We start from the raw sequence: 8,145 nt of genomic DNA, 5'->3' as shown, positions 1-8,145 counted from the left end.
CACTGGGGTGCACCGGGGCTCCCGTTTATAATGCGCCAACTCCTTGGGCTATCATTTTCACCCCCCCCCCGGCCCACCCCGGGGGGGCCCCCCCCCCCCCCCCCCCCGGCCGCCCCACCCCCACCACCACAACGCCCCACCTCCGCCGCGCACAACCACCACCGCACCCCGCGGCGTCGTCCTCCCCCCGCTTCGCACCTCCACCACCGCTCCCCATGCGGCCCCCCGCGTTCTGTTCTTCGGGCGGAGGCACCCCGTCTCCCACCCCCGCCTCGCGCGACCACCGCCCTCATCCGCCCGGCCCCTTCGGGCCCCGGTCCGGCGCACCGCCCGGCCCGGATTTGTCGGTGCCCGTTGATAAACCTGCAGGGTGCCGATCCGGAGGTGTCGCTTGCGCGTCAAGGACTTGCCCATCGCCGACCGCCCGCGCGAGCGCCTGCTCGCCAGCGGTGCCGCAGCGCTCGCCGACCGGGAGCTGCTCGCCCTCCTCCTCGGCCACGGCACGAGGGAGAGCGACGCCGTCGACCTCGCCGCTCAGCTCATCGCCCACTGCGGCGACCTGGGCGAGCTGGCCCGCTCCGACGCCCACCGCCTGCTCGCCGTCCGCGGCGTCGGCCCCGCCAAGGCGGCCCGCATCGCCGCCGCCTTCCATCTCGTACGGCGAGCGCAGGAGGGCCCGGCCCGCGCCAGGGTCACCTCGTCGGGCGACCTCGCCTCCCAGGCCGCCCCGTTGCTCCGCGGCCACCCTCGTGAGCGCCTGGTGGTGGTGATCTGCGACCCCCGCGGCTCGGTCCTGCGCCGCGCTCTCATGACCGAGGGCGGCGCCGACCACACGTCCGCTCCGATCCGGGAGATCATCACGACGGTGCTCACGTCGGGCGGGGCCGCGTTCGGCGTGGCCCACAACCATCCGAGCGGCTCCCTCGACCCGAGCGAGTCCGACCTGGCCACCACCCAGCGCCTCGCGGACGCCGCCGACACGGTGGGGCTGCGCTTCCTCGACCACGTGATCGTCACCGACACCGCCTGGCGCCGCATCCCCCTGCCCCCACAACCCGAAGGGCGCTAGGAGCGGGCCGCCGCCTGGCCGAACACCCGAGGGGCCTCCGGGGACCTCACCCCAAACCCGGAGACCCATCGACCCGTTCGCCCAGCCGACGACCACCCGACGCCACCGGAACGGCGAAGTCTCCGACGCCCGCCGGGCAGCCCTCCTCCCCGGCGGAGCCGAGGCTCGCCATCCGAGGAGGCCGCTCACTCCGCGATCGCGATACAGAATCACCACCGCCGAGCCTCCGGCGGGCCGAGCCCGAGCTGCCCGGCCCGCCGGAGTCGGCCTCTGGGGGACGGTGACGGACGGACACCGGTGACGATTCCCACAGAAGCCGGGCACCTCGGATGGACGAGCGACCATTCCACCCGAGGCACGACTGAGTCACACCGCCCAGGTGGTCCCGCAGCGCAGTACGGGACCACCGCCACGCGGCCTCCGTCAGGCTGGACCTCGCCTGCCGGAGTGGCCTCCGCGACGAGCGCTCCATCCGGGAACGACGCCCACAGAGACCGCGCACCTCGGGCGGGAGGGTGTGGGAATCCCGCCCGAGGCACTCCTTTCCAGGTGAATCCCGCGCCACCGGAGCCCGCGACCACCCACGTCGCCTCCGGCGGGCCGCGCCTGACCCGCCGGAGATGGTCTCTCGCAGGGGCGACTGCGTAAGGGGATGGCCCCTGCGAGAGGCCGAGCACCTCGGGCGGACGAGAGGACCGCATCCGCCCGAGGTACGTCTAACAGCCCAGCTCCGGAGCCGGTCCCACGCGATGCGGCGCGGGACCGATCCGACCCCTACCCTCTCCAGCGGGGCCGGGCCGGGCTCTCCGAAGTGGCCTCTCGCGGAAGCGACGAACCTGGGATGACTTCCGCGAGAGGCCGTGCACCTCGGACGGCAGGGCATCGCGCCCGAGGTACGACCCATGAGGCCGCAGGACACACGTCAGTCCCATCGGCCGCGATGAACGCCGCCTTCGGACAGTCCGAGCATGGGCATCCACCACCCCCAGGACCGCGTTCCGGAGCGATGGCGTCCGAGCCGAGGGCGCTGCCGCGCGCCCGCCAGGTACGCGCGCCACGTCACCACCCTCCAGAACATGATCACCGAGCCTCCCCCCGAAGCAACTCCTCCCACAACTCCTCCACCAGGGCGCTACGCAGCCACGGCGACTCATGAACCACGGTCACGTCTCCTCCTCGGCTCAGACGCCGGATGAACATCAGTCCCGCCGCCTGACAAAGCTCGTAGAACACCGGCATGCAGTCACACGTGAAGGACTTCACCCGCACCCGATCTGCTCGTGGCGCCTCTGCCGCCCAGTCAATCGGCACGTACGCGTCAACCAGGTCGGCGACGTGTCGACTGACGCAGACGACCTCTTCCCAGTCGTCCAGCTCCACCATCGAAGAATACGTCTGGTCGTATCTCTACGTCTAGTAAGTCGCAATGACTTGCCCAATCGGCCGGAGCGTTATGCGACACCTAGTACCCGTTCGCCTAGCTTTCGTATGTGCTCGACTACGACGGAGACACTCACCTCTATCTCCAGATCGCTGAGATCATCAGGCAGCGCATCGACGGCCTCTCGGCGGGTCATCCCGTGCCCAGCGAGACGGACATCCAGAAGGAGTTCGGGGTGGCGCGGACGACCGCCCGCCGCGCCATCCATGTGCTTCGCGAGGAAGGGCTCATATACACCGTCCAAGGCGAGGGAACATTCGTCGGCAATCCGGGCGAAGCACCACGCAGCCCCCGCAAAACCCCACTGTTCAAGCAGATCGCCGGCGACATCGAGAAGCGCATCAGAAGCGGGCAACTACAACCCCGCCGTCCCATTCCCGGCGAGACGGCATTGGTGCAGGAGTACGAAGTCGCTCGCGAGACGGTACGGCGCGCCATGGCGCTCCTCCGCGAGCAGGGATGGATCTACACGGTCCCCGCGCGCGGAAGCTTCGTATCACCGCAGGAGTCGTGGCCCCAGGCCTGAATTCCCTCGACTGCTTGTATCAAGGCGTCTATCCTACGTCTGTGCTTGACCGAGACGGCCCCATACCTTTGTATAGGCAGATAGCTAACGTCCTGCGCGACCGAATCGCCAGCGGCGCGCTATGCCGTGGCGATGCCGTTCCCAGCGAGGCCATGCTGGAGGTCGAGTTCGGCGTCGCACGCGCTACGGCCCGACAGGTGGCTGAGCAGCTCAGGGAATGGGGCCTAGCCCACACGGTCCAAGGGGAAGGAACGTTCGTGGGCGAACACGGCGTGCCACGCAAGCGGAGGAACGTCCCGCTCTACGAGGTGATCGCCGCCGAGATCACCCTGCGAATCAGGTCCGGCGAGCTATGCCCGAACAAGTCCATCCCCAGCGAGAAAGAGCTGATGAGAGAGTTCGGGGTCGCGAAGGTGACCGCAAGGGAGGCTGTCGCCAAACTCCGTGAGCGTGGCCTGGTCTTCACGGTCCCGTATCGGGGAAGCTACGTCGCGCCGAGGGATTCCTGGCCGTACTCCGAAGCCGTAGGCCAGGACTTCTGAGCCCGAGCCGCCGGTCGGACAGAAGAACATGGAGACGACGGAACACTGCAGTGAGCACCTGAGGACATGTGGGCTCGAAATCAGGAACATGTCGAGGATCGCGGCCTCGCCAGCGCGGGTCCTCCTTCCGCACTGCGACCGTCAGTTCGTCCACACGTGGGACATGGCGGGCGGGCCCAGCTACAGCACTGGAAATCCCGTGGCCGGGGGGCATGCCGACCGAGGTCCACCCGTAGGTGCTCGCTCTGATCCTCGGCGGCGGCTTCGACCAATTCCCGACAGCCCGTGTATCCGCTTCGAGGACGACGACCGCGGCGTTCGGCTTCATGCTCGACGGCTGCGAGACGGCACCGGCCCGCTGTCGGCCGGTTTTCGCGATCAGGCTGGTCGTGAAGCGGCCCTGGCCCCGGCTTTCGCCGGGGCCAGGGTGTCCAGCGGCCCGGATGCGGGGCCGCTGGAGGTGCGGTCACCGTCGGCTGTCCACAGCTGTGGCCGGCCGACAGGGTCACCGCCGGTGTCCTTACTTGAACGACAGCCTGTGACCCCTGAAGCGCGGGTGGTCGGTCTCCCAGTACCGCCAGCCCTCGACCCTTCCGGGGACGTTGGCGATACCGGTGGCGATCGGGTGCACGCTGCAGTCTTCCCACTTCCGCCATGCCGTGAAGCCCACCCGGTAGCCGAAGACGCGGTACCACAGGTTGCCGTACTTGCCCTTGGAGACCTCGTGGGTGTACTCGTGCCCGGCCTCGACGATGTGCTCCTCGGCGAGCAGCGGGTTCACATTGTTTGCCAGAGCGCGCACCAGTTGCTTCTGGTCGAACGTCGTGGTGATGTCGCTGGCCTTGATCCGCTCGATCTCCACCTCGAAGTACACGCGGTGCTGGCGCCTCACCGACGCCGTGACCGTGCCTCCGGGGCCGTCGATGAAGCGGCTACGGGGAATGAAGAAGTTCCTCGGCTCGAAGTTGCGGAACCTGAAGAAGTTCCTGGGTCGGCACTTCCTCGCGGCCTCCCTCCTCAGCGAAGGGCGGCGGTGGTCCGGATGGGGACCGGATGCCGCGACCACTTCCGAGTCGGACTGGTCATCCGTAACCGGGGACGCGAGGGCGGCCGAGCACAAGCTGGCGCCGAGGACCACGGAGACGGATCCCGCCAGGGTCAGCTGCGCCGCCCTCGCCAGCGCCCTGTGTCGCTTCGGCAGCGTAGGTGTGACGGTGACATCTGTTCGGGGATGTGGCGTGAACATAGAAATACCGTTCCTCTCGGAACGCGGCCTGTGGCCGCGACTTACTCGCTGGCCGGAATACGGCCCGATGCTCGTTCGCTGAGTGACTCAACGTAACAACAAGGATGCTTACAGCCATTGATGGCTGTCTTGTGACGCCACGCCACGCCTGAGTCCCCCAAAAAGGGAAAGTGCAGGTGAAAGCTGTCTACGCCGCTCAGTGGCCGTTCTGGCCAGCTACGGCTCAGGTGTGCGCGAGACTCCCGGTCTCACCGCACATATCCGAAGTGTTGGCCTAGTAAAGAGCGGAGCCGTCCTCGTCGTGACGGCTTGCCGGAATATTGCAATCCGGGCGCGGTGTCCTCCCGCGAGTCACACAGGGCTTCCGATGCGGAGGCGTGGCGAAATATCACAGTAAGTGACGCCCATATCGCTCTATATGGCGAGAGGGTAATCCGACCGCCTTCAGGCTTTGGATTTCTCTAGGTGACCGCCGAAGTTCTCGCTCCTAGCGTGGAATACAAGTTCAACGTTGAATCGGCTCTTCACGCGATGCCGATTCGGCACTCCGTCAGCCCGGGCATCGCCCAGGGCGCGCAACTGATTCACCATGGAGTCATCTGTCATGAGCAAGATCAGGAACGCACTCGCGGCCGGGGCGATGGGAGCCTCCGCTCTCATCGTGCCGGTGACGATGCCAGCACAGCTCGCCAATGCCGAACCGGTGGCCGGGACCGTCTCGGTCACGGCCGTTCTCGCTTCCTCGGCGGCTCCCTGCGACAGCCGCAAGAACCCCGCCAAATGCCGTGCTCGGCATGGCAACCACCATGAGGGCATCGGCGACGGCATTGGAGACAGCCTCGGTCCCGACAGCATCACCAGTCGTCGAAGAGGCAACGACTGACACCCGTCCGGCCTCGTAAGGCCGGCGGAAGAGCCCTCCCTCGCCCGCGCCCCGTGGGCTCCAGACCTGGGCGTTCATGAGGCGGGGTGCTGAGGAGGGCTGACGACCTCGACGGCCGACGCACGGCCGTTCGCCTACCGCAGCCCAGCTCCGGCGTTCCGGCCGCACTGCTCGGCCGACCTCCGTCCTGAGGAAGAGGTCGCCTCGCCCCGGGGAGGGGTTCATGCCACCTTCGGCAGGCGCGTCGCGCACTCGCACAGCACCTGCCGTCCATGACGCCCGTGGCGTTGCGGAACCATCGATCGGGTGATCGCCTGATCCCGTCCCGGGTCTCGGCTCCGGGCGCCCCGGCCGTCAGCAGCCGGTCTGGCCGGCGCGCTCGTCCAACGTCCTGTCGGGACTCTCGGCGCGACGAGTCCGGCACCCGCACCACAATCGACACCGTCTCCGTCTCGGGGAACTACATCTCCCCGAGGGATTCCTGTCCGTCCGTCAGGAGGCCGGGACTTTGAGGACGGACGGCTGTCGCCGCTGGTCAACTCACCGAGGGGCTCCCGCCCGTCCCAAGGAGCCGGAGGCCTCGACTCCCGAAGACGGACGGCTGCCGCCGCTCATCAGCTCACCAAGGGACTCCTGTCCGTTCTCAGGAGTCGGAGGCCGGGACTCCTGAGGATGGGCGGCTGTCGCCCTTGGTCAGGCGGAAGGACATGCAGACGACCTCGGTGTTGTCATGGACCTCGTATCCGGCCGCGGTCCAGAAGCGGCGGTGGGTTTCGGCCCAGTGCTCCACCGAGCGGTACCCCTCGCCCTCCGATTCGGCGAACTCCCAGGTCATCTCGTTGAACGGGACGACCTCCACCGCGGTGACCTCTACCTCGGCGAGCCAGCCGTCGTTGTCGTCGACGAGGGCGAGGCGTTCGCCGACGTGCTCGAGCTCCTCGTTCTCAGCGCGGTAGTCGGACTCGAGGAGGCTGGCCGTGCCGGTCTTGGCGCCGGACATGACCAGGTCGTTCAGCCGGGTGCGCAGGTCACCCGGGGTGCCGAGCCCCAGGATTCTGAGCCCGTCGATTCGTCCCCACATGATCCGCAGCCTACCCAGGGCCCGACTACGAAGATCCGCACTCCGGCACGGATCCACGCCTCCTCGCGAGGCCGCGCCGCTCCAGGAGACCGTGCCGCCCCACGAGACCGCGCCGCTTCAAGAGACCGCGCCGCCCCACGAGACCGCGCCGCTCCAGGAGACCGCGCCGTCCCACGAGACCGCGCCGCTTCAAGAGACCGCGCCGTCTCGCGAGGCCGTGCCGTCCCGCGAGGCCATGCCGTCCAGGGAAGACATGCCCTCCCGCGAGGCCGCGCCGTACGAGCCTCGCGGGACGGCGCCGTGCGAACGCCGGCTACGGAGCACGGGGAAGTCAGAACACCGGGATGATCTCCTCGGGGTCGATGAAGTCGACGGAGACGCCCTCGATGTCCAGTTCGGGAATGGCGGGGAACTCGATCCCCCACCGTTCCACGATCGCTCGCACCCTGGCCATCGCCACGCGCCAGTTCTCCTTCTGTTCCTCGTACGACAGCACCCCCAGCCCGGCCGTCCTCGCGTGGTCCATCAGCACCCGGTGGTTGGCGAGGAAGTACGGGGGCAGGTCCCAGAAGCCCTCAGGCGGCTCCCACAGGATCATCGACAGGAAGACGAAGCCCGCCCGCAACTGCCGGGTGATGAGGGAGCGGACGTCGTCGGTGAGCCCCGGCCACTCGTTCTCCAGAATCGTCATGCAAATCTGAAGATGTCGGGACTCGTCTCTGCCGATGCGCTGGAACATCTCGCTGAACACGGGATGCTTCGTCCCCGACGCCATCCCCCTGAACAGCGTCGAGGCCGCCATCTCCCCCATCATGAACGACGTGAACAGCACGGGAAGCGAGTACTTGCCCACCGCCGAGTTGTAGCCGTTCCAGTAGCGCCCGCCGTTGTGGTACAGCCACCCGATGTTGTTGTGCGCCGCCTTCTCCAGGTCGGTGACGGGGGTCCAGTCGAGGGGCCCGCCCGGCCACAGCCTGGCGATGGTGCGCTGGCAGCACTCCTCGTGGTTCATCTCGTCCCTGGTGATCGAGAAGAAGCACTTGCGGACCGGGTCCTCCTCGTGTTTCTCGAACGCCTGGATGGTCGCGCGGGCGAACACCGCGGGCCCCGAGGCGTCGAAGTTGGCGAGGACGGCGAACCAGTACATGATCCCCAGACGCTGCTCGACCGTGAAGTCGTCAGGGGAGAGTCCGTCCCATGGCAGGTCGGAGGGGTTCCAGACCATGCGCTTGGACTTCTCGTAGATAGCCGCCAGCTTCTCGGTCTCGACCCGCCATTCCATCGGATAGATGTTCGGCTGGGGGATCTCGGGCGCTGGCCAGAATCCGCCTTCGGGGATCGTGAGGTCGGCCATGTT

Annotated in this window: 8 protein-coding genes; 4 read left to right on the top strand and 4 right to left on the bottom strand. The window is 67.9% G+C overall.

From position 1 onward, the window contains the following. The first annotated feature begins 391 nt into the window (after positions 1 to 391). On the top strand, positions 392 to 1,069 hold the full coding sequence (radC, locus tag AB0B45_RS08845; protein ID WP_358127548.1) for a DNA repair protein RadC: 678 nt from the start codon (positions 392 to 394) through the stop codon (positions 1,067 to 1,069). A gap of 1,080 nt (positions 1,070 to 2,149) precedes the next feature. Here the strand turns inward: radC and AB0B45_RS08840 are convergent. Next, positions 2,150 to 2,449: a hypothetical protein gene (locus tag AB0B45_RS08840; RefSeq protein WP_358127545.1), complete on the bottom strand. Its 300-nt coding sequence runs from the start codon at positions 2,447 to 2,449 to the stop codon at positions 2,150 to 2,152. A 110-nt stretch (positions 2,450 to 2,559) separates the two neighbouring features. Between AB0B45_RS08840 and AB0B45_RS08835 the strand changes: the two genes are divergently transcribed. Then, positions 2,560 to 3,036: a GntR family transcriptional regulator gene (locus AB0B45_RS08835; RefSeq protein WP_358127542.1), complete on the top strand. Its 477-nt coding sequence runs from the start codon at positions 2,560 to 2,562 to the stop codon at positions 3,034 to 3,036. Positions 3,037 to 3,077: 41 nt separating this feature from the next. Further along, a complete protein-coding gene (locus AB0B45_RS08830) occupies positions 3,078 to 3,578 on the top strand; it encodes a GntR family transcriptional regulator (protein WP_358127539.1) in 501 nt (166 codons plus the stop codon). Between the two features lie 520 nt (positions 3,579 to 4,098). Here AB0B45_RS08830 and AB0B45_RS08825 read toward each other — a convergent pair. Next, entirely contained in the window at positions 4,099 to 4,470 is a 372-nt protein-coding gene (locus AB0B45_RS08825; RefSeq protein WP_358127536.1) for a hypothetical protein, read from the bottom strand. A 958-nt stretch (positions 4,471 to 5,428) separates the two neighbouring features. Between AB0B45_RS08825 and AB0B45_RS08820 the strand changes: the two genes are divergently transcribed. After that, positions 5,429 to 5,707 carry a hypothetical protein gene (locus tag AB0B45_RS08820; RefSeq protein WP_358127533.1) on the top strand — a complete coding sequence of 93 codons (279 nt, stop codon included), beginning with the start codon at positions 5,429 to 5,431 and terminating at the stop codon, positions 5,705 to 5,707. A 643-nt stretch (positions 5,708 to 6,350) separates the two neighbouring features. Here AB0B45_RS08820 and AB0B45_RS08815 read toward each other — a convergent pair. Then, the gene (locus AB0B45_RS08815; protein WP_358127530.1) at positions 6,351 to 6,788 is read right to left on the bottom strand and encodes an ASCH domain-containing protein; all 438 of its coding nucleotides are present in this window, start codon (positions 6,786 to 6,788) and stop codon (positions 6,351 to 6,353) included. Positions 6,789 to 7,119: 331 nt separating this feature from the next. Further along, complete coding sequence (locus AB0B45_RS08810) at positions 7,120 to 8,142, bottom strand: hypothetical protein (RefSeq protein ID WP_358127527.1); 1,023 nt, start codon at positions 8,140 to 8,142, stop codon at positions 7,120 to 7,122. Positions 8,143 to 8,145 lie beyond the last annotated feature (3 nt).

The sequence above is a fragment of the Nonomuraea sp. NPDC049152 genome (genome assembly GCF_040648355.1).
In the GTDB taxonomy this organism is placed as follows: domain Bacteria; phylum Actinomycetota; class Actinomycetes; order Streptosporangiales; family Streptosporangiaceae; genus Nonomuraea.
Note: the sequence above shows the minus strand (reverse complement) of the source record. Positions and strands in the feature narration are given on the sequence as shown.

Coding starts and splice junctions, on each gene's coding strand:
- AB0B45_RS08810 (WP_358127527.1), bottom strand. CDS start 8,142: ATGGCCGACCTCACGATCCCCGAAGGCGGATTCTGGCCAGCGCCCGAG.
- AB0B45_RS08820 (WP_358127533.1), top strand. CDS start 5,429: ATGAGCAAGATCAGGAACGCACTCGCGGCCGGGGCGATGGGAGCCTCC.
- AB0B45_RS08815 (WP_358127530.1), bottom strand. CDS start 6,788: ATGTGGGGACGAATCGACGGGCTCAGAATCCTGGGGCTCGGCACCCCG.